The sequence below is a fragment of the Proteus mirabilis HI4320 genome, assembly GCF_000069965.1.
Taxonomy (GTDB): domain Bacteria; phylum Pseudomonadota; class Gammaproteobacteria; order Enterobacterales; family Enterobacteriaceae; genus Proteus; species Proteus mirabilis.
In genome coordinates, this window is the sequence record NC_010554.1 from 3223988 (window position 1) to 3246828 (window position 22841).

Below are 22841 nucleotides of genomic sequence, written 5' to 3' on the forward strand. Positions count from 1 at the left end.
ATTCATAATCGGAAAAATTTATGGTCAGCAATCTGCCATCATGTCGTTATAGCGCTGCTGATCTTGATACATCTGTAAATAAACTTGGTATTTCGCTTGATGGAAAGCAAAGGTGTCACTATCGGGTGTAATAACACCACCTTCTCGTACCATGGTATTTGCTGCTTGAGAAAAATTATCAAAGGCTTTACATGCCACGGCGCCTAATAAAGCAGCCCCTAGATTCACCGCATCTTCTTCTTGCGCTAAATGGATCTCACGACCTGTTGCATTGGCATATTCACGTAACCACAGTGGATTTTTGGTCGCTCCCCCACACATAACAAGGCGATTAATTTGGTGCCCTGCATCTTCAAGGGTGTCAATAATATGGCGAGTGCCATAGGCAATAGACTGCAATGTCGCAAGATAATAACGAGCCAAGGCAACCCGACCACTTTCAAGGGTTAATCCACTGACCATTCCTTTGGCGGCAGGATTAGCACGTGGAGAGCGATTGCCATGATGGTCAGCTAAAACATGAAATTGTGCTGTTGGATAAGGTTCATTTTCTTCCAATTCAGCGACGGCTTGGTTTAATAAGGTATAGTAACTAACACTTTTTTCTTTCGCTTCTTGTTCTAACTCAGCCCATGACTCATGGCGGCGGATAGACCATTCAACGAGCGCACCGGCAGCACTTTGCCCCCCTTCGTTTAGCCATAACTCTGGTAACATTGCGCCAAAGTAAGGCCCCCACACCCCGGGCACCATAATCGGGTATTGGCTGACAATCATATGGCAGTTAGATGTACCACTGATAATGGCCAAACTTCCCTCAGGTTGTGATGCGGTTAACGCCAACCCACCCGCATGAGCATCAATAATGCCACTAGCAACTATGACGCCAGTATGTAATCCAAAAGCCTCAGCCACAGAGGTCGTTAAACATCCGGCCGATTCACCTAAAGCCAAAATGGTTTGTGGTACTTTTTCTAATAATTCATCCAAACCTACATCAGCTAACAAGCTTTCACTAAAATGCCCTTGGTGTGCCAAATAGTTCCATTTACACGTTAATGTACAGATACTGGCAACATCAGCAGTGGTTGCTTTCCACACTAAAAAATCAGCTAAGTCAAAGAATCGCCAGACATGTTTATAACGCTCCGGATAGTGATTTTTTAACCATAGAATTTTAGGCAATTCCATTTCAATGCTCACTTCGCCCCCGACATACCGCAAAACGGGATCGTTAGTCAGATTAATGGTCACTGTTTCTTGTACTGCCCGGTGATCCATCCACATAATAATATCCTGCTCAGGTTTATTACTGGGTGAAACCGAAAGTGCTTGCCCTTCTTTACCAACGGCCACTAAAGAGCAGGTGGCATCAAAACCAATAGACTTCACATGGAGAGGATCGATGGCTGATAATTTCACCGACTCTTTTACAGTGGTGCATACTTGTTGCCAAATATCAGCGGAAGATTGCTCGACAAAATCCGTTTTCGGGCGAAATTGTGCAATTGGACGCACTGAAAAGCCCAGACGCTTTCCAAAGCTATCAAATACTGCTGCACGGACACTGGCTGAGCCAACATCAACGCCAATAAAATATTGTTGTTCCATGCGAACCCTCATCATTTGCTAACGCTATGCTAATTTTTGCTACTTCGAGTTAGCAAGTTAATTCGAGCATGGAGAAAAAACAATCACAATAGGATTGGTTTGTGATGCAGATCTACATCAATAATTTAATACATTGATTTAGAAAGAAATTTATTTATTTCACTTTGTTCACCATTTTAATAGCGAACTGAAACGATTATGTTCGTTATAAAACAAACGAACATTTAGCTATCAATGAGAATAAAAACCGTAGTTAACATATTAATATCACTATCAATATAGGATGTTATTAAAATATACCTAACTAATAGTAAAATTTATTTTTAAAAAGAGTAATATATTAAAAATAACCATTTTTCTATTTTTATCATATTCAATCATTTATTTTTAATAGACTAATCTTTAGTTATATATTCATTTTTGGAGTATTAAATTATGTTGAAAAATATTGCTATCAGTCTTTCTTTACTTCTTATCACTTCTTCGGCTTTTTCAGCCACACTGGTAGAAAGAGAATTACAACAGAAATTTGAAGAAAATATTCAATCCCGTGTTGTAGACTTAAATAAAAGCTGTGATGCTAATATAAAAGTTGCGTTTGATTGGTCGGCATTTACTGTTGAGGATCTAAAAACAACAGGTATTGATGGTTATTGCAGTGAAGGGTTAAAAGGTGTCATTAATACCTGTGAAAGCTCGAAAATAGCACAAGAAACCGTAAAAGAGAAAATACAGAATATTACCTGCTCTAAAGCGTCACCTCGTAGTATTGAACTTAAAGATGGGACACTGAATTTTGGTATTGATTTTAATGCTGCAAATGATGCCAACGCTATTCAAACGCATTTAATGAATAATCTCTAAATAGAGTAAATACAGCAAGCAATGATGCGATAATACATTATTGCTTGTTGATTAAATAACAGATTGAATTAATTTTTTAGCATAAGGATGAGTAACAGTACTTAATTTATTTATCTCGCATAATTCAATTTGTTGACCTTGTAAAATAAACATGACTTTATCGCAAAAATAAGTCACTGTTTGAATATCATGACTAATAAAAAGATAGGATAATTGGAGTTCCTCTTTTAATAATTTTAATAAATCCAATATTTCAACTTGTGTAGGTATATCGAGAGAGCTTATTGCCTCATCTAAAATAATTAGTTGTGGGTAAGATGCTAACGCACGACATAAGCAAACTCGTTGAGCTTGCCCACCAGACAATTCAAAAATATAACGCTGATAACAACTTTTAGGTAATTGCACCTTCTCTAAAAAAGAAAAAATAATTGTTTCTAACTCGTTATGACGGAGAGTCGGATTAATCAGTTTAATAGGTTCAGCAATCATTTCACCCACTGTAAAAGTCGGATTGACTGAAGCGATATGATCCTGAAACACAATACTTATTACACCTTGTCGATAACATCGTTTCGTCACTGGCTTATCATTTAAATAAATAGCCCCTTGATCAGGTAATTCTAAGCCACTGATTAACCGTGCAAGGGTACTTTTTCCACTGCCACTTTCTCCAACTAACCCGAAAGCTTCACCCTTTTGTATATTAAAAGAGAGCGCATCGAGAATAGTCACTTTTTCTTTAAAAAAGCGCGCCCCTTTTTGATAATAATATTTACTGACGTTGTCTACTCGTAATAGCATTCGATCCTCTTGTTGTTTATCGCCGTTTCATGCTGATCACCGAGCATAAAGCACCTGTGCAAAACGTTGGGAAAGCTTAGCTCTAGCCTCAATTAAATAACGGGTATAGGCTTGCTTAGGTGTATCTAATACGCTGTTTTTGTCACCAAACTCGATTAATTTTCCCTCTTTCATCACTAAAATATCATCAGCAATCTGACTGACTAATCCTAGATCATGGGAGATAAAAATTAAGGTGGTGTTTTTAGATATCGTGATACGTTGCAATAGCTGTAATATTTCTCTGCGCAAGGGAGCGTCTAATGCGGTAGTAGGTTCATCAGCAATTAATAACCTTGGTGATAACGCCAAAGCCATGGCAATCATCACACGTTGTAATTGCCCCCCACTTAATTGGTGAGGAAATGCCTGCATAATCATTAAAGATTGATGCTCAAACACCTCATCCAATGCTTGTTTAGTGGCATTGAATGCTTGTAATTTAGTATAAGAAAAATGGTAAATTAAAGTTTGGCTAACTTGCTTGCCTATTTTTATCAACGGATCAAAAGCACTCATGCCGTTTTGCACAATCATACCTAGCGATGTCCCTAATAGGGCACGCCGTTGTTGCTCTGAATATAAATGAAGGGGCTTTTCATCAAAAAAAATTTCTCCCGATAGTGCAAGTGTACTTGGAAGTAAGCCAATAATGGCTTTACTGATTAAGCTTTTACCACTACCACTCTCACCGACAATAGCTAACGTTCGCCCCTGTTTAAGGCTAAAGGAGAGATTATCTACCCGCTTTTTTTCGCTGTGAGGATCATAGATTGAGACTTGATTAAGCGTCAGTAAATTGTTCATATTTATCCCCGACTGATTGACGATTATCGGGGTCGAACACATCGCGTAAAAAATCGCCCCAAAAGTTAAATGCAGTAACAACAACCGTAATCGCTATCCCCGCAGGTAGCATTTGTTCGGGATGTAATACCATGACATTTTTTGCTTCACTCAGCATATTACCCCATTCTGGGGTGGGTGGCTGTACCCCTAACCCCAGAAATGAAAGAGCAGAGATCATTAAAATAACACTACCAATATCACTTGAGGCTAAAACGATAGTTTCAGCTAATGTCACGGGTAATAAATGGCGTCGTAAAATATGTGTTGGTGGTGCGCCAATCACTTGAGCATAAGCAATATAGTGACGATGTGAATATTGTCGAACAATGCCTCGTATCATTCTGGCGTACCAAGCCCATTTAACCAAGATCACCGCAATCAAGATGTTACCTATTCCAGGCCCCATTATGCCCACTAAGGCTAAGATCATAATTTCCGCAGGAAATGACAATACCACATCACATAAACGCATAATCACTGTATCCGTTTTACCGTGAAAATAGCCCGCCAACATCCCCATTAGCCAACCGATCAGCAGTGTTATACCCATCGCATATATGGCATAAAAAACGGTGGTTCGAATACCAAAGAGTAAACGTGAAAACACACAACGCCCTAAATTATCTGTACCCAGTGGATAGTGAAAGCTGATTGGCTGAAATTTTAAGCGTATCGATGTTAAAGTGGGATCATGAGGTGCAAACCAAGGTGCGCCTATTCCGGCGATGGTAATAATAACCATCACCAATAAACAGAGTTGTGCACTTTTATCTTGCGCAAGTCGTTGCCAGAATAACCGCCACATTGTTACCGCCTTAGACGAGGATCGACTTTCATCTGAATGATATCTATCAGAAAGTTAAAAAAGAGAAATAACAATGACATCATTAAAATATAAGCTTGTATCATCGGATAATCGCGTCCAAATATGGCACTAATACACAGTCGCCCCACCCCAGGCCATGCAAAAATATTCTCGATCACGACCGTGCCCGCGATAAGTTTCGGAATACTCATTCCTAGCGCCGTCAGCGCAGAAGCGAGTGAATTACGTAATATATGGCGACGCAAAATCAGCTTATCAGGTAATCCTCTTGTTCGGGCATAAAATACATAAGGCTGATGCCATTGATTAAGCATTGCGCCCCGTAACAAACGTAAATAAGTGCCGATATAACCTAAAGAGAGTGCAAATGCCGGTAAAATGACCGATTGTGGTGTCAACATACCACTGACAGGTAACCAATCTAAATGAACCGCCACCGCCCAAATTAACAACAACCCTAACCAATAATTAGGAATTGCGGTTAACACAAAAACAATCAGCCGAATACTTTTGTCTATCAAGCTATGTGGTTTTGCCACACACCATAAGGCTAAAGGTAACGCGATAATAAGCGTAAATAATAATGCGGTAGCCGCTAACCAAAGCGTGGGGGGGAGAGCAGTTAACATCTCTTGTATCACCGGTTTTCGGGTCAAAAAAGAGGTGCCAAAATCCAGTTGAAATCCCGCTACAAGCCATAAAAAGTAGCGTGTGAAAAAAGGCTTATCTAAACCAAGCTCACGGCGCATACCTTCAATCGCTTCGGGCGTCGGTACAATTTCGTTAACACGCAAAGCCACTTCTGCCGGATCAGACGGTGCTAAATTCAGCAAAACAAAGGCAATAAACGAAATAATCAATACTAGCGGCAATATCGCCAATAGGCGCCAACATAGATAACGTAACATCTGCTTTAACCAATATGGCACCGGATCAGTGCCATATTGAAGTAACCTCTTAAATTAATCGGTTATTCGGCTTTAAAACGCATCTTTTCAAAAGGTATTTCATATTGAGATGGATTAAAACCAACGTTTTCCAATTCACTACGGTAAATCGCTTTAGTACGCGAATAGGTTAATGGTATATAGACGGCTTGCTCCGCTAATGAGGTAAATAAGCGTTGATATAATGTCTGACGGCGATGTTCATCTGGCGTAATCAACAACTCGCCAATCATCGCATCTAATTGTGCTTTATTGGCTAACCCTTTCTGTCCCTGGTAATCAGCATGAGCTGGAATTCTAAAGGATGAGACAAAAGAGGCGGGATCGTAAGGTGTTCCCCACGAAAGAGAATACTGTAAATCGAAATCACCACTTTTCTGTCTATCTAAAAAGGCCTGTTTCTCTTCCCCTAATACCGTCAGTGCCACGCCAATTTTCTTAAAATCATCTTGCAATAGTTCGGCTATCTCTTTTTCAACCGCATTATTCACATTATAAGAGAGCAATAACTGCAACGGTTTTCCCTGTTTTTCACGCACTGTTTTACCCGCAGGTAATAGCCAGCCTTCCTCTTCTAATAACGAGGCAGCTTTTTCCGGTTGATAAATATAAGTTGGTGAATCAAAATCGCAATAAGGTACACTTCTTGCCATTAATGTATCAGCGACTTTTTCACTTCCCGCTAAAATACCTTGAGCAATCCCTTCTTTATCAACGGCATACTCTAATGCTTGGCGTACTTTTTGGCTTGAAGTAATAGGGCGACTACTGTTGAGCACAATAGCACGAGAAGCAATAGGTGCACTCATTTGTGTTTTAAATTTATCAGATGCCATTAATGCGTCAAAAGAGTCCATATCTAACATGTCGCCATCTGCACCAAAAATTAGCTGAATATCTCCTTTTTGTAAGGATAATAGCATTGTCTGTCTATCGGGGATCACTCGCCACATCACCCCAGTTAATGCTGGTTTTTGCCCCCAATAATGAGGGTTAACCTTAAATTCAGCATATTGATCTTTCTTATGTTCCGTGAGCACCCAAGGCCCCGTACCAATATAATGACTCACCCCTGTTTTAGTTTTACCGTTAATAAATGATTTAGGTGAAATAAAACGAAATGGGCGAGTTAAGCCAAGTTCAGTTAAGGTTGGATAATAGGGATTTTTTAAATTTAGCTTAACAGTATACTGATCGATAACCTCGACACTGTCGATTTGACGTACCAATTCTAGCCATGCATGACGCTGATAATTATCTAATACAGCCTCAATATTAAGTTTTACCGCTTGCGCATTAAAAGGTTCGCCATCACTAAATGTAACGTCTTGGCGCAAGAAAAAGGTATAACTTTTACCATCAGGAGAAATTTCCCAGCGTTGTGCTAAATAAGGTGCAACCCCCTTATCGGTATTTAAAACCAAAGGTTCAAATACCATGTTTTGTGCGGCCATTTCACCGGAATAAAGATGGGGGTTAATATCACGGATATCTTTTGTACTGGCATAATCCAATATATTATTACTTTGATTGGCAAAAGCAGGAAATACGCACGCCAATGTTAATAATAGTGTAGGAATAACTGTAAATAGAGGTTTCACATTATTTTCCTTTTATCATTCTCATCGATTATTTTTCTGAGCATGGATCATAAACATAGGGGTTGAGCCGTAATTAATTTTTTCTTCTTCATCCCAAACGTGATCACCAATACGAATATCCACGCTATAACGAATAAAACCGATATCTAGTAGTGTATTAATATCCCACTGTGGACGCTTAACTTGGCTTAATGGTAATTGGCGAGCAATTCTTTCCATCTCTTTTGTATCAGTATTAACATAGTGATCAGCAACTTGCTTTTGCGCCGCTCGCTCTCTATCAGCAAGAAAACCTTGCCAATATTCATCATCAAACAGATGTAAATACCAATTGGCATCAAAATTAATTAAGCTTCCCCCAGGTTTTAATACGCGAAACCACTCTTGATAAGCCTCACAGGGTGATTTTAAATTCCATGTCACATTACGGCTGACGACCAAATCAAATTGTTCATCGCCAAAGGGAAGATCTTGCACATCACCACAAACAAAGTTAATAGAAACATTATGTTGGCTGGCGTTATTTTTAGCCTCAAGCAACATCCCTGGCGTGGCGTCAATTGCAGTGACTTGGTGGCCCGACAACGCTAATAAAATAGCAAAGAATCCCGGCCCCGTACCGATATCAAGAACCTTTAATGTCTCCCCTTCTTTGACATGGCTTAACAATAACTGACGCCATTTTTGCTGTTTTTCACTTAATAACTCTTGCTGGTTGGCAGCACTATAGCTTTCAGCGCGGATATTCCAGTAACGGGTCACATCATGAAGTAATTGGTTATTATCGATTTTATTTGTCATCAAAAACCTGCTGTTGTATCAACATAAGAGAGGTAAAAATTCCCTAAACGAGAAAAAGAAGGGGATTGTGTGTCTTCGTCAGCCACCTTACCTTTTAGTTTCGAGATCCTCCATGTGCTATATCAATGATTTTTAGCTCTCCAAAGGCAAGCTGGCTTTCGTTGACTCACATCGATTTTTACCGAAACGCGTTATCGTAAGGTGTAAAATGGATACCAAGCAAACAGAATTTAGGCTAATACTGACGATAGAGAAGATCTAGAAACAATTTGCGCAGATAGCTTAATAACCGCTATTACGTCGCCCAAATAGTGTTCTTATTAAGGATAAAAAATAGCGGCCTTGATTTCTTCTTGCACACAAAAGCGCTATAGTGATTAGATAGTCATGTTGATTGATAATTTTCTTTTCGCTATCAATAAAGGCACTCTCATATGGATCTCATTTCACGATTAACAACCAATACCACTCGTGCTGATTTTGCCTTAGCTCATCAACAGCAATTAATACAGTTACTGATACAACACTTTCCTGCCAAATATCACACCTTATTTGCAACCCCGCAAAAAACTGCAGAAGATACTATTGAATGGTATGGTGAAATATCCGGTCAGCCAGTGGCATTAAATGCATTGTCAGAGCAACAACGCCAAGAGATAAGAGATGCTCTCGATGATGATTTAAAAAATCTTAAAGAGCAAACGGCATTACTTGCTTCACAGCAACGCATTACCGATGAAGAGCGCCATCTGCTTGATACCGCCTCAACCCTACCCGATGCAGAGAGCATCTATATCATTAATGGAAAACCCATTATTACTTGGTGGCCTCGTACCACACCTTTAGCGCCGACTGTTGCACAAGTCACTGCTGGCTCTAGTGCAGCAGCTGCCGGAGCGGCGCTTGCAAAAATATCACCAAAAACTCGCCACCGTTGGTTACGTTGGTTACTGGTATTATTATTGGTTTTAATTGCCTTAGTCTCATGGTTAAGAGGATGTTTTGATATCAATACAACGCCTTCTATCAATAATACTTCAGCGACCGCTGTCGCAACTCACTCTACCTCAACGATGACAGCTACAACTAATACGACTAATAAGCAAGATAACCTAACAACAAATAAATAACTAAGGTATTAAATAAAATAAAAAATAGCGTTTTATATTGATATAAACGCTATTTATTTATAAAAACAAACACGCCAATAAATTATTATTTTTATATAAAAAAAACCTATTTTATCTCATTTATCTTTTTTTATTCCAATTTAAACAATTGTCATTACTATAATTCACCATTCTAAATAGTAAGCAAATGGGATATTAAAAATGAAAAAACAACTATTATCAGCATTATTTATCAGTGGAATATTTTCTATTTCTACCGTTCAAGCACATGAAAATACCTCATTAGATAAAACAACAATTTCTGCAGGTTATGCACAAATAAAAATTGCCGGCCAATCAGGCATTATGCGCGGTGGTAATCTCTCTATACGTCAAGAATTCAATCAACAGCTAGGTATTATGGCAATTGCTACCTATGCGCAAAATGAATATGATTTAAATAAGCCTTTAAAACAATTAATAAAAGATGTTGATGCCCGCTATTATTCAGTGATGGCGGGGCCAACCTTGCGCCTCAATGACTATATTAGTGTATATGGTGTGGCAGGTATGGCTCAAATCGAATTTAAAGGTTTAGATACTAGACAAGTACCTGAAAGTATAATCAAGAAAAATGCTTTTAGCTGGGGAGCCGGTGTTACCATTAACCCTATCGATATGCTTTCTGTTTCCGTTGGCTATGAAAACAGCCGTTATAAAATGAATAAATTAAGTGATAATAAATTAATTATTGATGGCTTTATTGCAAATATTGGTTATAGCTTCTAATTATTGATTTAATTAAATTATAAAAAAAGCCTCTGTCATTATCAATAACAGAGGCAAATTATTTCACAGACACACTCTGGGATATTTTTAAAATACGAGATAATATTATTAAATTAAATCTTGATAAGTACCTAATTGATATCCACGCTCAGCAATCGCTTGTTTTAACGATGATTGCGTCAACACCTCTAATTCCGTTAAACGTTGGAAACAGTAACCACTCACACGTAAAGGATTATCAATAAAAGCAGGATGTGTCATCACTTCAAGTGATTGTTCACCACGTGCTTTAGCGTCATCCAGTGTCTTTAAAAACAAGGCTTGGCTGATTTCATCACCATAGAATTGACTATCAAAACCATCACTACTAATAACCCCTTGAGTATTAAGATTTTCTTTTTGTGCCAACAGTCTATCAACACGTATCGGTAATGCTTTTTGTTGTGCAAACTCTGCCACGATGGGGAAAATTTGTTTAAACATATGCACGTGATGATGGCTGTCTATATGGTCGGGGGGACAACCAAACAACTCAACAAAGCGCTGATATTGTGCATTAAGCTCCACTCGTATCTCATCTAAAGGTAACTGCTCTTGCTCTGCCATTTGCCATAGCCATTTACCTAACACCCCATTACGCGTTAAAGAAGGGATAGGAGACAGCGGCTGTCCCATAGTCAATGTAAAATGGAGCCCGACACCGAGATGAGGTAGCTCCTTGCATAATTGTGCCGCATGCTCAATACCTTCAGCATTCACCAACGCCGTCGTTGATGTCACTATGCCATGACGATGACATTCAACAATGCCATAATTTTGCCCTCTACTCAGCCCAAAATCATCGGCATTGACAATTAACAAGTGTGCCATTCTGTCTCCTTTTTATGATTTATTGAGTCTAAATCACTTAGTTTGATGCTGCTAATTGTGCAATCGCATGAGCAAAATTAGGTAAATGCGCTTTGTGTGCTAATAACATCTCACGAGTCAGTACTTCAGCATCTTTATCGGAAAGTACCAGCGGCGTTAAATTCATCGCAAGTAATGCATCATTAAACTCACCACTAATAGCCGCTTGACTGGCTGCGATCTCAAACCCTTTGATAGTATGAATAAGCCCCAGCACTTTTTCATCAAAATGGGTTAAACGTGGATGTGGTTTGGCTCCGTCTTTACCTAAAATAGCCGTCACTTCAATTGCCCAGTCTGCAGGGATATTATCAATATGACCGTAATGAGGAATATTGACGTAATGTTCCGCCTGTTTATCGTTATAAATCGCATTAATCACTTCACAAGCAGCATCAGAATAATAAGCCCCTCCACGTAATTCCAACTCTTTAGGTTTAATATTTAAATGTGGATCTTTATACAATTCAAACAGTTGTTTTTCGACTTGCTGAACAACCTTAGCCCTAGCACCACCTTTATAGTATTCCCCCATTTCAATGGCTAACATCTCTTTTTGTTTAAAGTAGTAGAGTAAATAAGAGCATGGCAACAGATTAAGAGAACGAATTAGCCCCTCACTAAAAGGTAAATCAAAAATATTTTTCACCGATCCTGCGGTTAACGTCCCCGAAGCAACTCCTTCTAATAATTCAGGGAAACGGGATTGACCGTTAACAATCACATCTTTAATAAACACCATATGATTTAAGCCAAACAGATCAATAGAAAGCGTATCTTGCTCCGTTAGCTTAAGCACATCAGTAATAAACATTTTCATACCGATAGGAATATTACAAACACCAATAAATCTCTTAAAATTGGTATGGCGATAAACCGCTTCCGTCACCATACCTGCAGGGTTAGTAAAGTTTATGATCCACGCATTAGGGCAAATTTCTTCAACATCTTTAATAATGTCAAAAATAACCGGAATAGTACGTAATCCTTTAAATAGCCCACCGGCACCATTGGTCTCTTGGCCTAAATAACCATGGCTTAACGGAATGGCTTCATCCAATTCTCTTGCTTTTAATTGACCAACTCGCAACTGTGTAGTGACGAAATCAGCCTCTTTTAATGCCTCACGACGATCAAGTGTTTTATAAATGGTTAAAGGGATACCCGCTTTTTTTATCATACGCTGGCAAAGCGCAAAAATAATATCCAGTTTTTCTTTGCCTTCTTCAACATCAACCAACCATAATTCCGTGATCGGCAATTCATGATAACGTTTAATAAATCCTTCTAATAATTCAGGTGTATAACTACTTCCTCCACCAATGGTGACCACTTTTAACTTATGACTCATAAAATACTCCCATACAGCACAATCATGCTGTTATTTGTCTATTAATGGCAAAATTAAGGCGTAAAAATCCCTAAAGAAAATAACGTTATTTTCTTCTTTCTCTCTCTATTTAATAAAAATCAATTGATATTATTGATTACTTTTTACGCTTAATTATAAATTAGTTAGTCTCTTTAATACTGTATAAATTCTTTCTATAACTATTTGGTGTGAGCGATGTTATCTTCTTAAAAGTCTTAATAAATAAGCTCGGGCTACTATAACCTGCATCAAAAGCAATATCGGTGACGGAGTAATTCGTAATTTCTAATTGTTTTTTAGCAAAATTAATTCGAATATCATGAATAATTTGCATCGGCGTTTTATCATAATAACGGCGAGTTGCTCGAGTTAAATACTCTTGCGATTTTCCAGATAATTGCACCATATTTGCCAATGCATTTTCCCCAAATCGGCTTTTATCATGCATTCCATCAATGGCGTCTTTTAGCCATAAGGGAATATCATCTTCAATACCATCATCTCTATAATGTCGTAATCTATTCACCACATTAAAGGTGACAATTTCAATAAATTCATTAAATTCTGTATGTCTGAAATTTAATGAGCTAATCACGGATTCAATATAAGAAAGAAACTCATTTTTTAATGCATAAACTTGAGAAGCAACAAAATAAGCGGGCAATAAAGGAAGATAATGTTTATCAAAAAAAGCTTTGCTTATTCCCACATTTAAAATACGAGTTACACCAAAGTCATAAAAACTTTGATGATGCGAGCCAATAGGAATAAAGACAAAATCACCACGCTCTAATAACACCTTTTTACCGTTAATTTCTTGATAATAGCGCCCTGTTAAAACAATAGTAAATTCATAATAATCATGCTGATGCAACCCACTGACGCTTTCTGTTTTGTTATAAATAAACACATGAAAATTCTTACCATTAAATAATTGGTTTTCATATACCATGCGTATTTCAGCTTGCGCTTTTAATGAGTGCATCATCATTCGCCTTACTTTATTTTTTCATGTAACTCGATAAGCTCTGTGACAAGCTCTCTGGCTAACATAGATGTCATTAAATGATCTTGAGCATGCACCAGTACCAAGCTCACTTTCGTTTTACCCAATCCTTGATCATCACCAATTAAGCGGGTCTGTATTTTATGAGCTTCATTTAATGCTGCTCGAGATTGTTCCATCATTTTCTTGGCTTGTGCAAAATCACCTTGCTTCGCTTTTTTTAACGCTGCATAAGCGATACTTCGTGCTTGCCCTGAATTAATAATTAACCCCATGATAATTTCTTCAAATTCATCATCTGTCGCTGAGCTATCAACGCAATTCTCAATATCTAACATCATTCCCCCTCTTTGGTGCTTAGCTGTGCAAAATAAGCGCTGCACAGCCATTGTCTATTCGTTAAAATTTCAATGCATTAGCAATATCTTCTTCACTTTCTTCTTTATCAATTTCGGTTTGTGCTTTATTCGAAATAATCACAAAAGGCAGATAAATCAGTGTTGCAACAGCTAAGTTAAAGAGTGCTAATAACAGTGCGGCAATACTGCCATTGGTATTAAAAAATGCCCCTAACCCTGTTGGCATCGTCCAAGGTGCAATATTTGTGACCGGCGGAATAATCCCAAGGTAATAAGCGGTTACGGTAATAGCAGCAAGGATTGGCTGAATAAGAATAAAAGGAATAAACATCACTGGATTCATAATCACAGGTAAACCAAAAATAATAGGTTCATTAATTTGGAATAGACCCGCAGGTAATGCTAACTTCGCCACTTGACGGTGATCTGCTCGACGCGATGCAATAAAGATAGCTAATATCAGACCTAACGTCGCCCCTGTTCCTCCTAAGAAGATAAACGAATCTAGCATCGGTTTTGCCCAAAGATGGAACGTTTTGCCTGCAGCAAGTGCCGCCTCAACTGAACCATACTCGGTATAAATAGAGACGTTTTCTAATGCCCAAGGTGTCATAATACCGCTATCAAGTGCCGCCAGCGCCAGTGAACCATGAATACCAAAGAACCACAGCAAAGAGGTAAAAATAACGTAAGCCCACCCAACAACTGATCCTAACGAAGCCAATGGCGTTGAAATAGAATCTAAAATGATTTGATGGAAATGTGTACCGTAATGCGCTAATCCCCAAGAGATAATTCCCATAATTGATAAAATAATAAAACCAGGAATTAAGGCAGAAAAAGAGCGCGAAACGGAGGCAGGTACACTATCGGGCAAACGGATAACCCAATTACGACGCACTATAAAGGTAAACATTTCGGCAACCACAAGGCCAATAATAATCCCTGAGATAATATTGGCACCTCCTAACCAGTTCGCCCCCACAGCATAAGCGCCACCAGCGTCATAAGGTGTTACCGTCATAAAGGCGGCGATAGAAAGTAATCCCGCCGCAATAGGGTCGACTTTTCTCTCTTCCGCCAACGCCATACCAATAAAGAACGGCGCCATCAATGACATTATTCCCAACGTACCGTTATAGACATTACCACCTATGGCTTTGAAACCATTAAGTGTTTCAATTGTTGAGGCATCTAAACGAATACCAAGAGAGTAAAAAAAGGAGCCCTCACCAAAACTGAGAAAAACATTATTGATAAGTACAAACATTGCCCCGGCAAGTGTTAATGGCATTAAACGGATAAAACCATTTTTTATCGCATTAACATGAGGTTGCTTTCCAATTTTAACCGCAAAAGGAAGGAGTACCTTTTCAAGTGAACCAATGACTTTACTCATAGAAAAATACCCTTAAAATGCCGCTAATTGCTCGGCTAGCTGAAAAATTCACTCTTTGACTGGAATAAATAAAAATAACAATAAAAAAATTAATTAGTTGTTGCTGATGCTTTCTTAATGGCGGCTACTGCTGCTTTTAATACACCTAATCCATCCACTTTCCCATATAACAATGAATCAATGACTTCGACAGGTTTATTGGGTAATAATTTTTGAATATCAGCGAGCATCCAACCAATTTGTGGCCCCAATAAAACGACATCCGCTTCTTGGCCTTTTTGCTCTGCTAATGTTTCTGGAAAAGCTTCAATAATAACGGGTACATCATATTTTTCTGCTTGTGCACGCATTTTTGTCACTAACAGAGATGTTGACATGCCAGCAGAACAAAATAGATAAATATATTTCTTTTGCATAAAACCCTCTCAAATTGGCCACACTCTGCCCTAGAGATAATGCTACTTTCTCATGTGCATTGATTAAGATGTCAGTACAGAATTAAAGTAAAATTTAGCAATTAAGATTGTTTCTGATTGAATAAAGTATACGCAATGATACTCACTAACGATATTTTTTACTGACACATAATTGTCTCTGATTGACCTAGTGTATTGACCCTCTTCACAAATTAAGCAAAAAATCTTTAGCATTGTTTCGCGTTACAAAATTTGTCCATTCTTCTCTTCACATGATCTGATGCAAAGATTCAGCACAATAATATAAGTTAATCCTTTATTATTGTGAGAATGTGAATTAGTATCATTACTCTTTAGTTTTTTGGTATAATCATTGTTTCCTTTGTGAAGCTCATTATTAGGTCACAGCTAGTAAACTGTGCTATTTCATATCGCAACAATATGGGAAAGAGAATGTTTAAAAAATCATTAAGCCCACTGTTCTTATTGCTGTCTTCTCTGGTTATCGCAGGTTGTGATAACGCACAAGATACCTCAACAACGCAATCCACAGAGAAACAAACTCTCACTATCGAACATGCTCAAGGCACCACTGAGATCCCTGCTCACCCACAAAAAGTGGTTGTGATGAACATGGAAACACTTGATATTATTGATGCTCTTGGCGTACCTGTTGTTGGCCTACCACAAACAAACGTCCACTTACCTAAATTTCTAGAGAAATACACCAACGAAAATGAGTACATCAACGAAGGTGGCCTGTTTGAACCAAACTACGAAAAACTCAGTACTACTGCCCCTGATCTGATTTTAACGGGTAGTCGTGCTCGCGATGCATATGCCAAATTAAGTGAAATCGCACCATCCATTTCTATGGATATCGACAGCACACGCTTTATTGACAGCCTCACTGAGCGTACAACGACTTTAGGTCAAATTTTTGGTAAAGAAGAACAAGCTAAAAAATTATTAGCTGACTTCAATAGCAAAATTGATACGGTAAAAGCAAAAACCCCAGATGCGGGTAAAGCAATGGTCGTATTAGTCAGTGGCGGTAAAATTTCCGCTTATGGCCCAGGCTCTCGCTTTGGTTTTATCTACGATGTATTGGGCTTTGAACCTGCATATACTTTCGATAGCCCAGGCTCTCACGGTAATATTGTTAACTCAGAACTACTGCTAAAACTTAATCCAGACTGGATGTTTGTCATTGACCGTGATGCAGCAATTGGTCGTGAAGATTCACAACCTGCAAAACAAGTGCTTGATAATGCCCTAGTTAGAAAGGTTAATGCATGGAATAAAGACCAAATTATCTATCTTGATGCCAGCTCGATTTATATCTCAGGTGGGATACAAACTTACTCTCGCTTAATGGATACAATTAATCAGGCGTTGGATCAAAAAAAATAAAGTAACTGAATGAAAACGTTCCATTTATCATTGGGGATAGGACTTATCGCTATCCTCTCAATGATCAGTCTATTTATCGGCGCAGGAGATATCACTCCTGCTTCGCTTTTTACTGATCCCGATATGCGCGATATCTTCTTTATTAGTCGCGTACCAAGAACCCTGTCATTATTACTTGCTGGGGGCGCAATTAGTGTTGCTGGTTTAATCATGCAACTGCTCACGCAAAACCGCTTTGTTGAGCCTTCTCTTGCAGGTACAACACAATCAGCCAGTCTCGGTTTATTAGTCGTGATGTTGCTTTTCCCCGCGGCAGGCATTTTCACCAAAATGATGGTAGCCACTGTTTTTGCACTTTTAGGCACTGTGTTATTTATGTTGTTGCTACAGAGAATTGCCTTAAAGACCGCATTAATCGTGCCACTTGTCGGTATTATGCTAAGTGCAGTGATAGGTGCTCTAACCATCTTTCTTGCCGTCTATTTTGATTTACTACAATCACTAGATGCGTGGACTAGCGGAGACTTCTCCAGTGTCTTACAAGGTCGTTATGAGCTGCTATGGCTTGTCGGTGCCCTTGCATTAATGGCGTGTTGGGTCGCGGATAGCTTTACCGTGGCAGGTATGGGACGTGAATTTTCCATCAACGTTGGACTTAACTATCGTAAAGTGATGATTATCGGTTTATCTATTATCGCTTTAATTAGTGGTGTGGTGGTGTCTGTTGTTGGTGCTCTACCTTTCCTTGGTTTGATCGTGCCAAATTTAGTTAGCCTAGTGATGGGAGATAATATTCGCAAAACCATCCCGTGGGTATGCTTAAGCGGTGGAGCCATTGTTTTACTCTGTGATGTGATTGGTCGCCTGATCCGTTATCCATTTGAGATCCCCGCAAGTGTCATTTTAGGGGCGGTAGGTGCTGTGATCTTCCTTTTCTTACTACTGAAGCAGCAACGTTATGCAAAAAGTTAATTCATCCATGATTAGCAAATATACTGGCGCTGTTCAACCTAAGAAAGTGCGCCTCTCACCTATGGCGCGTATTTGGCTCTTACTTGGCGTCTCATTATTAGCCATTGCGCTGTTTATGACGATCAACCTAAACGGTAATATCTCTTATATTCTGACACACCGCGCTTATATTATTCTGACGATGATCATCGTCGCCTTTGCGGCAGGCGTTTCTACTATACTGTTTCAGACTATCGCCAATAACCGCATTCTTACTCCTTCATTAATGGGCTTAGAAGCTCTGTTTGTATTGCTACAAACGCTCTTTATCTTTTTTGAAGGGGATATGCCCGCCTCTTGGATGGCCAATCTGACGAAGTTCTTTTTAGAGTCGGCCTTATTAGTGTTATTTTCGGTGGTTCTATATCGTTGGCTATTTAGTTCAGTACGCTTTAATATCAATTTAGTCCTTATGATTGGTATTATTTTAGGCACCCTATTTCGTAGCAGTGCAACGCTATTACAACGCCTCATGGACCCAAATGAGTTTTCTGTCTTACAAAGCCGTATGTTTGCGACATTTACTCGAGCCACTCCTGATCTTATCTTATGTGCATTAGCCATTATTGTCGTCGTCGGCGTATTACTTTGGCGTATGCGTTATAGTTTTGATGTGATGGCCTTAGGTCAGGCGAATGCGATTAATCTTGGTATTAATTATCGTAAGCAAACGACTTATATTCTATTACTTATCTCTGTTCTGGTTGCGGTATCAACAGCATTAGTAGGGCCGTTGACATTTTTAGGCTTAATTGTTGCTAATCTGGCTTATCATATTAGTGGTAGCAGTCAGCACCGCTTTTTAATGCCTGTGGCATTCTTATTAGGCACTATCGCACTGATTGGCGGACAATTGATTTTAGAGTATGGCTTAAAAATGACAGGTACTCTCTCTGTTGTGATTGAGTTTATTGGTGGTATGTTCTTTATTTATTTGGTATTAAGAAGACTTTAATATGATTGAAATCAGTAAGATATCAAAACGTTATCAAGACACAACAGTGCTCGATAATATTACAACAACCATTCAACGTGGCGGTATTACTTCAATCATCGGACCCAATGGTGCGGGTAAATCCACCTTACTTTCTGTAATAGGCCGTCTACTGATGCCAGAAAGCGGTATGGTCAGTGTGAATGGCATGGATGTTGCGGCCACAGAGAGTGATGTATTAGCCAAAAACCTTTCCATACTACGCCAAGAAAATCAGTTTGTGAGTCGCTTAACTGTTGAAGAGTTAGTCGGTTTTGGTCGCTACCCTTATAGTAAAGGACGCTTAACGCTAGAAGATAAGAAAGTGATTGATGAATCACTCGATTTTCTTAATTTGACTGAATTTCGTCACCGTTATCTTGATGAATTATCCGGTGGGCAACGCCAGCGTACTTATGTTGCAATGGTATTATGTCAAGATACTGAATACGTGATGCTTGATGAACCGCTTAACAATCTTGATATGAAACACGCGGTCATTATGATGAAATTACTGCGTAAAGCCGCCGATGAGCTAGGAAAAACCATTATCATCGTCATTCATGATATCAATTTCGCCTCTGTGTATTCCGACTACATTTTAGCCATGCGCAACGGGCAACTTTACTATCATGGCTCACCTAAAGAGATCATGAAATCCGATATTATCGAAGATATTTTCGATACTCCCGTCGACGTTAAAGAGTTGGATGATAAGCTTATCGCGATGTATTACTAATATTGCTATTTCACCGAAAGCCAAACAGCATATTGTTACTTTTAAACAATATGCTGTTTAATTACTTCGTAGTCACTGTAACCAGTTCAGAATCAATATCGCTAAAAATCTCTTCCCACTCATTATCATCAATATCCATTAAACCAAAATACCGTAGCAAGAAAGCCCCCTCGGTGGCTAAAAAAGCCAGTCTCGCCCGTTTCCCCTCTACTGTTGTGGTATCGACACCCGCTAATCTTTGCTGATACCACGCTTTAGTACTTTGCAAATATTCTGGCGTTTGCAGTAACGCAGCCATTAAGCTGGCTCCTTTGGCAAAAGAGAGCTTATCGTGATCATGAGTTGCATGAATATGTGCTCTAACGCGATTATTGGCTGAGTTATCATTGGCAACCACCTGATTAAATCGCGCTTCATATCCTCCTTCCCAATGTTCAAACATGGCATCAATCATCGCTTCTTTACTATTAAAGCAATATTGGACACCACCTTTAGAAATCCCCATTTTTTTGGCCACCGTATCGATAGTCAGAGCGGCAGCCCCTTGCTCCATCACGATGTCAAAAATAGCCTCAAGTAACTTTTCTCTATCAATCGTTCTTTGGCGTCCCATTTAAAAAAACCTCTTTTCAATACGACCGTATGGATTTAAAATTATTATTCCTAGCTAAATATAACACCTAAGATAACCACTGAGACTTTATATGATAAAAGATTATAAGCGTTGGATAGTCTTACTTTTAGTATCAAGTATGCTGTTTCTAATTGTTGTTGATGTTACCGTACTTTATACCGCACTACCGCGTTTAACTCATGATCTCAATGCGAGCGCCTCAGAAAAACTATGGATCATGAATGCCTATCCGCTGATTGTCGCAGGGCTGTTGCCAGCAGCAGGTATGCTTACTGATAGAATAGGTCATAAGACGTTATTTATTAGCGGATTACCCCTTTTTGCCATCGCCTCATTATGTGCGGCTTATTCCCCTAGTGCCACCAGCTTAATTATTTCTCGTGGTTTCTTGGCCGTCGGTGCTGCTATGAGCATGCCTGCAACGTTGTCTATTGTGAGACAAGTATTTACTCATCCACAAGAGCGTGCCGTCGCCATCGGTATTTGGTCTGCTGTTGCTTCTGGTGGCGCGGCATTAGGGCCTTTAATTGGTGGGTTGCTATTAAACCATTTCTGGTGGGGCTCAGTCTTTTTGATCAATGTCCCTATTGTACTACTTGTGCTTCCTTTCTCGATTTGGCTAATTCCTCACTTTTCGGGACAACGGCAGCATAAAATTGATTATTTAAGCTCAATACTTATTTTGATTGGCTTAGTCAGCGCTATTTATACCTTAAAAGAGATAGGTAAGGCTTATACACAATGGAATGAAGTGATCATCGCCACCCTTATTGCCATTATTTTTCTCACACTATTTGCGCGGCGCCAACGTCGTCAAACGCATCCAATGATTGATTTTAGCCTATTTAAAAAGCGCTATTTCAGTGTCGGTGTGGCAATGTCGACTCTTTCTATGGTGATCATCGTGGGTATTGAATTTCTGCTAAGCCAACGCTTACAGTTAGTCGCCGGCTTTACACCATTGAATGCAGCTTTAGTGATTTTACCTATCCCTATCGGCTCAGTATTAGCCTCTCCTTTGGCTGGGTTTTGGCTAGCGCGTTTAGGTGCAGTGCGCTTAATTATTATCGGATTCGCCCTAACATTAATGGGTAACTTATGGTTAATTGCCATTTCAAACTCACCGATAATGCTAATGGGTAGCCTCTTTTTGATTGGCTTTGGTTTAGGCATTATTTTTACCACCGCATCGACCTCTATTATGCTAAGTGTCGACGATAAACAAGCAGGTATGGCCGCTTCTATTGAAGATATCGCCTATGAGTTGGGTAGCGTGATTGGCGTGACATTTATGGGGAGTTTAATGAGCACTCTCTATACCTTAAAACTAACTTTACCGGATACGCTTAACGTCAATAGTGTCGTTTATGATAGTTTAGATGAAGCACTTATTGTCGCTGAAAAGCTTCCCGAAGCAGCGGCGACCCTCTTAATCGCACAGGCTAATAGTGCGTTTGAATATGCCTTTTCTATCGTTCTGATCGCCACAGCCATTGTGACTACAATAAGCTTAATTGCACTCCCTTATTGCTTGCGTAATGCGGTAAGAGAAAACAAGCCCAGCCACTAATTCAAGCTCATAGAAAACGCGCCGTTATGGCGCGTTTCTCACAAAATCAGAAGGTGATTGTCCCATCTGCTTTTTAAACATAGTAGAAAAAGAGCTAGCGCTGTTATAGCCCAAATCAAAAGCCACAGCGGTAATGCTATGCCCTGATAAAATTTGCGTGAGTGAGTTTAAAAGACAGACTTGCTGACGCCATTGTGAAAATGCCATTCCCGTCTGTTGGCGGAAAAAACGGCTAAACGAGCGTTCACTTTTATGTAATTTCTCGGCCCACTGCTGAGGTAGAGCGTCAATTTTGGGCTGACGAATAAAATCGCGACATAATTTAGCTAATTTACTGTCCTGTGGAATAGGAACAAAGAAAGGCAAAGGTTCTGCTTTCGCTAACTCATATAAGATAAGTTGCATTAAAATACCATCGCGCCCTTTTTTATCATATTGCGCAGGCACATCAACGGCTTCAAGAAGTAATTGACGTAAAAGCGGTGACACTCTTAACACTTCACACTGTTGACTCTGACGAGGAGCTGCCGCTGGCTCAATATATAAACTTCTGGTACTCACATCTAACATGCGTGTTTCATGCCCCGTCTGAGGAGGGATCCACACACCACAAGAGGGAGGGATAACCCATTCCCCATCATTTGTGCTCACTTCAATCAATCCGGTAGCGGGATATAAAAATTGCGCTCGTCGATGTCGATGCGTTTCTAATAGCGTATTAGGCAGATAATCTGTACCCAGCGCAATCACATCTCTCTCAAGGAGATCAACACTTTCTAACGGCACATTTCTCACATTAA

The 22841-nt window shown here is 39.3% G+C and carries 23 protein-coding genes; 8 read left to right on the top strand and 15 right to left on the bottom strand.

What is annotated here, in order from left to right:
- Nucleotides 1-24: 24 nt before the first annotated feature.
- Nucleotides 25-1611 carry an FGGY-family carbohydrate kinase gene (locus PMI_RS14540; RefSeq protein ID WP_012368558.1) on the bottom strand — a complete coding sequence of 529 codons (1587 nt, stop codon included), beginning with the start codon at nt 1609-1611 and terminating at the stop codon, nt 25-27.
- Between the two features lie 435 nt (nt 1612-2046).
- Between PMI_RS14540 and PMI_RS14545 the strand changes: the two genes are divergently transcribed.
- The gene (locus PMI_RS14545; protein WP_012368559.1) at nt 2047-2475 is read left to right on the top strand and encodes a hypothetical protein; all 429 of its coding nucleotides are present in this window, start codon (nt 2047-2049) and stop codon (nt 2473-2475) included.
- Between the two features lie 51 nt (nt 2476-2526).
- Here the strand turns inward: PMI_RS14545 and PMI_RS14550 are convergent, their stop codons facing one another.
- From PMI_RS14550 to PMI_RS14575, 6 genes are all read right to left on the bottom strand, one after another.
- Complete coding sequence (locus tag PMI_RS14550) at nt 2527-3279, bottom strand: ABC transporter ATP-binding protein (protein ID WP_004246732.1); 753 nt, start codon at nt 3277-3279, stop codon at nt 2527-2529.
- A gap of 36 nt (nt 3280-3315) precedes the next feature.
- Nucleotides 3316-4125, bottom strand: coding sequence for an ABC transporter ATP-binding protein (locus PMI_RS14555; protein WP_004246731.1), 810 nt, complete (start codon nt 4123-4125; stop codon nt 3316-3318).
- Entirely contained in the window at nt 4103-4972 is an 870-nt protein-coding gene (gene opp1C / locus PMI_RS14560; RefSeq protein ID WP_012368560.1) for a nickel/cobalt ABC transporter permease, read from the bottom strand. The genes PMI_RS14555 and opp1C overlap by 23 nt, the downstream gene beginning before the upstream one ends.
- A 2-nt stretch (nt 4973-4974) precedes the next feature.
- Nucleotides 4975-5901: a nickel/cobalt ABC transporter permease gene (gene opp1B, locus PMI_RS14565; protein ID WP_004249045.1), complete on the bottom strand. Its 927-nt coding sequence runs from the start codon at nt 5899-5901 to the stop codon at nt 4975-4977.
- A gap of 62 nt (nt 5902-5963) precedes the next feature.
- Nucleotides 5964-7541 (bottom strand): nickel ABC transporter substrate-binding protein, encoded by a 1578-nt coding sequence (nikA, locus tag PMI_RS14570; protein ID WP_004246728.1) that lies wholly within the window; start codon nt 7539-7541, stop codon nt 5964-5966.
- A 21-nt stretch (nt 7542-7562) separates the two neighbouring features.
- Nucleotides 7563-8342 carry a class I SAM-dependent methyltransferase gene (locus PMI_RS14575; RefSeq protein WP_004249044.1) on the bottom strand — a complete coding sequence of 260 codons (780 nt, stop codon included), beginning with the start codon at nt 8340-8342 and terminating at the stop codon, nt 7563-7565.
- Nucleotides 8343-8776: 434 nt separating this feature from the next.
- Between PMI_RS14575 and PMI_RS14580 the strand changes: the two genes are divergently transcribed.
- Both PMI_RS14580 and PMI_RS14585 read left to right on the top strand, forming a co-directional pair.
- Nucleotides 8777-9472, top strand: a complete 696-nt coding sequence (locus PMI_RS14580) for a hypothetical protein (RefSeq protein ID WP_012368561.1) — start codon at nt 8777-8779, stop codon at nt 9470-9472.
- Between the two features lie 201 nt (nt 9473-9673).
- Nucleotides 9674-10240 carry an Ail/Lom family outer membrane beta-barrel protein gene (locus PMI_RS14585; RefSeq protein ID WP_004246725.1) on the top strand — a complete coding sequence of 189 codons (567 nt, stop codon included), beginning with the start codon at nt 9674-9676 and terminating at the stop codon, nt 10238-10240.
- Nucleotides 10241-10348: 108 nt separating this feature from the next.
- On the opposite strand, the gene chbG is transcribed toward PMI_RS14585, so the two are convergent.
- The 6 genes from chbG to PMI_RS14615 form a co-directional block, all read right to left on the bottom strand.
- Complete coding sequence (chbG, locus tag PMI_RS14590) at nt 10349-11110, bottom strand: chitin disaccharide deacetylase (RefSeq protein WP_012368562.1); 762 nt, start codon at nt 11108-11110, stop codon at nt 10349-10351.
- 37 nt (nt 11111-11147) lie between these two features.
- Nucleotides 11148-12500 carry a 6-phospho-beta-glucosidase gene (locus PMI_RS14595; protein ID WP_012368563.1) on the bottom strand — a complete coding sequence of 451 codons (1353 nt, stop codon included), beginning with the start codon at nt 12498-12500 and terminating at the stop codon, nt 11148-11150.
- A 160-nt stretch (nt 12501-12660) separates the two neighbouring features.
- Nucleotides 12661-13509 (bottom strand): transcriptional regulator ChbR, encoded by an 849-nt coding sequence (gene chbR, locus PMI_RS14600; RefSeq protein ID WP_004246722.1) that lies wholly within the window; start codon nt 13507-13509, stop codon nt 12661-12663.
- An 8-nt stretch (nt 13510-13517) separates the two neighbouring features.
- Nucleotides 13518-13865, bottom strand: a complete 348-nt coding sequence (gene chbA, locus PMI_RS14605) for a PTS N,N'-diacetylchitobiose transporter subunit IIA (RefSeq protein WP_012368565.1) — start codon at nt 13863-13865, stop codon at nt 13518-13520.
- Between the two features lie 61 nt (nt 13866-13926).
- Nucleotides 13927-15285 (bottom strand): PTS N,N'-diacetylchitobiose transporter subunit IIC, encoded by a 1359-nt coding sequence (chbC, locus tag PMI_RS14610; RefSeq protein WP_012368566.1) that lies wholly within the window; start codon nt 15283-15285, stop codon nt 13927-13929.
- 89 nt (nt 15286-15374) lie between these two features.
- On the bottom strand, nt 15375-15701 hold the full coding sequence (locus PMI_RS14615; RefSeq protein WP_004246718.1) for a PTS sugar transporter subunit IIB: 327 nt from the start codon (nt 15699-15701) through the stop codon (nt 15375-15377).
- A 453-nt stretch (nt 15702-16154) separates the two neighbouring features.
- On the opposite strand from PMI_RS14615, the gene PMI_RS14620 reads away from it, so the two are divergent.
- From PMI_RS14620 to PMI_RS14635, 4 genes are read left to right on the top strand one after another with little or no spacing between them, the layout of a single operon-like run.
- Nucleotides 16155-17114: a siderophore ABC transporter substrate-binding protein gene (locus PMI_RS14620; protein WP_012368567.1), complete on the top strand. Its 960-nt coding sequence runs from the start codon at nt 16155-16157 to the stop codon at nt 17112-17114.
- 9 nt (nt 17115-17123) lie between these two features.
- Complete coding sequence (locus PMI_RS14625) at nt 17124-18086, top strand: ABC transporter permease (RefSeq protein ID WP_004246712.1); 963 nt, start codon at nt 17124-17126, stop codon at nt 18084-18086.
- Nucleotides 18073-19080, top strand: coding sequence for an iron chelate uptake ABC transporter family permease subunit (locus PMI_RS14630; RefSeq protein ID WP_004246711.1), 1008 nt, complete (start codon nt 18073-18075; stop codon nt 19078-19080). Before PMI_RS14625 ends, PMI_RS14630 begins: the two co-directional genes overlap by 14 nt.
- Nucleotide 19081: 1 nt before the next feature.
- The gene (locus PMI_RS14635; RefSeq protein WP_004246710.1) at nt 19082-19837 is read left to right on the top strand and encodes an iron ABC transporter ATP-binding protein; all 756 of its coding nucleotides are present in this window, start codon (nt 19082-19084) and stop codon (nt 19835-19837) included.
- A 61-nt stretch (nt 19838-19898) separates the two neighbouring features.
- Here PMI_RS14635 and PMI_RS14640 read toward each other — a convergent pair whose 3' ends face one another.
- Nucleotides 19899-20450: a TetR/AcrR family transcriptional regulator gene (locus tag PMI_RS14640; RefSeq protein ID WP_004246709.1), complete on the bottom strand. Its 552-nt coding sequence runs from the start codon at nt 20448-20450 to the stop codon at nt 19899-19901.
- 91 nt (nt 20451-20541) lie between these two features.
- On the opposite strand from PMI_RS14640, the gene PMI_RS14645 reads away from it, so the two are divergent.
- Complete coding sequence (locus PMI_RS14645; RefSeq protein ID WP_004249028.1) at nt 20542-22041, top strand: MFS transporter; 1500 nt, start codon at nt 20542-20544, stop codon at nt 22039-22041.
- A 24-nt stretch (nt 22042-22065) separates the two neighbouring features.
- Here PMI_RS14645 and PMI_RS14650 read toward each other — a convergent pair whose 3' ends face one another.
- Nucleotides 22066-22836: an AraC family transcriptional regulator gene (locus PMI_RS14650; RefSeq protein ID WP_004246707.1), complete on the bottom strand. Its 771-nt coding sequence runs from the start codon at nt 22834-22836 to the stop codon at nt 22066-22068.
- Nucleotides 22837-22841 lie beyond the last annotated feature (5 nt).

Bases quoted from the DNA above. Each gene is read 5' to 3' on its own strand.
- opp1C (WP_012368560.1), bottom strand. From the start codon at position 4,972: ATGTGGCGGTTATTCTGGCAACGACTTGCGCAAGATAAAAGTGCACAA.
- PMI_RS14640 (WP_004246709.1), bottom strand. From the start codon at position 20,450: ATGGGACGCCAAAGAACGATTGATAGAGAAAAGTTACTTGAGGCTATT.
- PMI_RS14630 (WP_004246711.1), top strand. From the start codon at position 18,073: ATGCAAAAAGTTAATTCATCCATGATTAGCAAATATACTGGCGCTGTT.
- opp1B (WP_004249045.1), bottom strand. From the start codon at position 5,901: ATGTTACGTTATCTATGTTGGCGCCTATTGGCGATATTGCCGCTAGTA.
- PMI_RS14540 (WP_012368558.1), bottom strand. From the start codon at position 1,611: ATGGAACAACAATATTTTATTGGCGTTGATGTTGGCTCAGCCAGTGTC.
- PMI_RS14595 (WP_012368563.1), bottom strand. From the start codon at position 12,500: ATGAGTCATAAGTTAAAAGTGGTCACCATTGGTGGAGGAAGTAGTTAT.
- PMI_RS14620 (WP_012368567.1), top strand. From the start codon at position 16,155: ATGTTTAAAAAATCATTAAGCCCACTGTTCTTATTGCTGTCTTCTCTG.
- chbA (WP_012368565.1), bottom strand. From the start codon at position 13,865: ATGTTAGATATTGAGAATTGCGTTGATAGCTCAGCGACAGATGATGAA.
- chbR (WP_004246722.1), bottom strand. From the start codon at position 13,509: ATGATGCACTCATTAAAAGCGCAAGCTGAAATACGCATGGTATATGAA.
- PMI_RS14550 (WP_004246732.1), bottom strand. From the start codon at position 3,279: ATGCTATTACGAGTAGACAACGTCAGTAAATATTATTATCAAAAAGGG.
- PMI_RS14615 (WP_004246718.1), bottom strand. From the start codon at position 15,701: ATGCAAAAGAAATATATTTATCTATTTTGTTCTGCTGGCATGTCAACA.
- PMI_RS14645 (WP_004249028.1), top strand. From the start codon at position 20,542: ATGATAAAAGATTATAAGCGTTGGATAGTCTTACTTTTAGTATCAAGT.
- PMI_RS14575 (WP_004249044.1), bottom strand. From the start codon at position 8,342: ATGACAAATAAAATCGATAATAACCAATTACTTCATGATGTGACCCGT.
- PMI_RS14585 (WP_004246725.1), top strand. From the start codon at position 9,674: ATGAAAAAACAACTATTATCAGCATTATTTATCAGTGGAATATTTTCT.
- PMI_RS14580 (WP_012368561.1), top strand. From the start codon at position 8,777: ATGGATCTCATTTCACGATTAACAACCAATACCACTCGTGCTGATTTT.
- chbG (WP_012368562.1), bottom strand. From the start codon at position 11,110: ATGGCACACTTGTTAATTGTCAATGCCGATGATTTTGGGCTGAGTAGA.
- chbC (WP_012368566.1), bottom strand. From the start codon at position 15,285: ATGAGTAAAGTCATTGGTTCACTTGAAAAGGTACTCCTTCCTTTTGCG.
- PMI_RS14635 (WP_004246710.1), top strand. From the start codon at position 19,082: ATGATTGAAATCAGTAAGATATCAAAACGTTATCAAGACACAACAGTG.
- PMI_RS14555 (WP_004246731.1), bottom strand. From the start codon at position 4,125: ATGAACAATTTACTGACGCTTAATCAAGTCTCAATCTATGATCCTCAC.
- PMI_RS14625 (WP_004246712.1), top strand. From the start codon at position 17,124: ATGAAAACGTTCCATTTATCATTGGGGATAGGACTTATCGCTATCCTC.
- PMI_RS14545 (WP_012368559.1), top strand. From the start codon at position 2,047: ATGTTGAAAAATATTGCTATCAGTCTTTCTTTACTTCTTATCACTTCT.